Annotated in this window: 1 protein-coding gene; it reads left to right on the top strand. The window is 35.0% G+C overall.

The window, feature by feature from the left end:
- Positions 1–30 precede the first annotated feature (30 nt).
- A complete protein-coding gene (locus Q8L85_07480; GenBank protein MDP1724528.1) occupies positions 31–1437 on the top strand; it encodes an IS4 family transposase in 1407 nt (468 codons plus the stop codon).
- Positions 1438–1444 lie beyond the last annotated feature (7 nt).

Here is a 1444-nt window from a genome sequence, read left to right as displayed (position 1 = left end):
ACAATGTTTTCTTTTTAGGGAGCATTATTCATGAATTGGTCTGAAAGTGAATATGGTTTGATAGATTTAGGAGATAAACGTTTAAATGGACGCGCAAAAAAATTATTAAAACAGTTTGGGGATACACCTATGGAAAGTATACCTGGAAGTTGTAAAGGTTGGGCTGAGACAAAAGCGGCATACCGATTTTTTGAAAACAAGTTGGTTACTGCAAGAAAAGTTATAAAACCACATAGAATAGAGACACTTAACCGAATAAAAAAACACCCTATCGTTTTATTAATACAAGATACGACAATGCTTAATTATAGCGGTCAAAAAGAACGTCAAGATTTAGGGCCTATTCAACAAGATAATGTGCGAGGAATATTCTTACATCCAACTTTTGCAGTAACACCTGAACGTGAATGCCTAGGAATTGTTGATTATGAACAATGGGCTCGAGAAAAATTCACACACAAAACATCAGAAGAACGTAAAGCGCAACGTTACTCGAAAGCAATAAAAGATAAAGAAAGTTATCGTTGGATAAGAGGGTATAAAAAGGTAAATAAACTTGCTAAAGCGATACCTAGCACCCGCTTTGTCTATGTTGCTGATAGAGAAGGTGACATTTATGATATTTACCATGAAGCACAAGCTATTGATAATCAAGCAAATTGGGTAATTCGAGCAACTTTTGACAGGAGCATTTTAGATGAATTTGATGCCAAAAAACGTAATAAATTAAAGGCTACTGTAAAAGAAAATGCTCCTATTGGAAAAGTCGCTTTCACGATGTCTTCTTTTGGAAATAGAAAAAAACGCGAAATCACTCAAGAAATTTTTACAAAAGAAGTTACATTGCTTCCTCCTCGTGAAAAGGCAAAAGAAGGTTTTATGCCAGTCAAGATAACAACCATTATTGCAACAGAGATTAATCCCCTTCCGGGAGAAAAAGCAATAGAATGGGTATTATTAACAAATGTCCCTGTGTCTAATTTAGAAACCGCTTTACAAGTAATTCAATGGTATTTATGTCGTTGGCAGATAGAGATTTATTTTAAGGTATTAAAAAGTGGATGTACTATTGAAAAATTGCAACTAAGCGATAAAGAACGGTTTGATCCTTGTCTTGCTATGTATCTTATTATTGCTTGGCGGATTCTATTTTTAACTATGCTTGGTAGAGCTCACCCTTCCTTAAATAGTGAGTGTGTATTTGAGACTATAGAATGGCAAACAGCATATATTATGACACATAAAAAACCTCCACCAACTAAGCCTCCAGCTTTGAAAGAGACTTTAAAAATGATTGCTCAATTGGGAGGTTTTCTCGGACGAAAACATGATGGAGATCCAGGACCAATAGTTATGTGGAAGGGATTACGTGCCCTATATGAACATATTAAGGCTCGCGAAATATTTCAAAATACATTTGGTCATACTTATGGGTAATGATATG

The sequence above is a fragment of the Alphaproteobacteria bacterium genome (assembly GCA_030680745.1).
In the GTDB taxonomy this organism is placed as follows: Bacteria; Pseudomonadota; Alphaproteobacteria; order JAUXUR01; family JAUXUR01; genus JAUXUR01.
Note: the sequence above shows the minus strand (reverse complement) of the source record. Positions and strands in the feature narration are given on the sequence as shown.

What these genes read in the sequence shown, in the direction of transcription:
- Q8L85_07480 (MDP1724528.1), top strand. Translation starts at nt 31, where the DNA reads ATGAATTGGTCTGAAAGTGAATATGGTTTGATAGATTTAGGAGATAAA.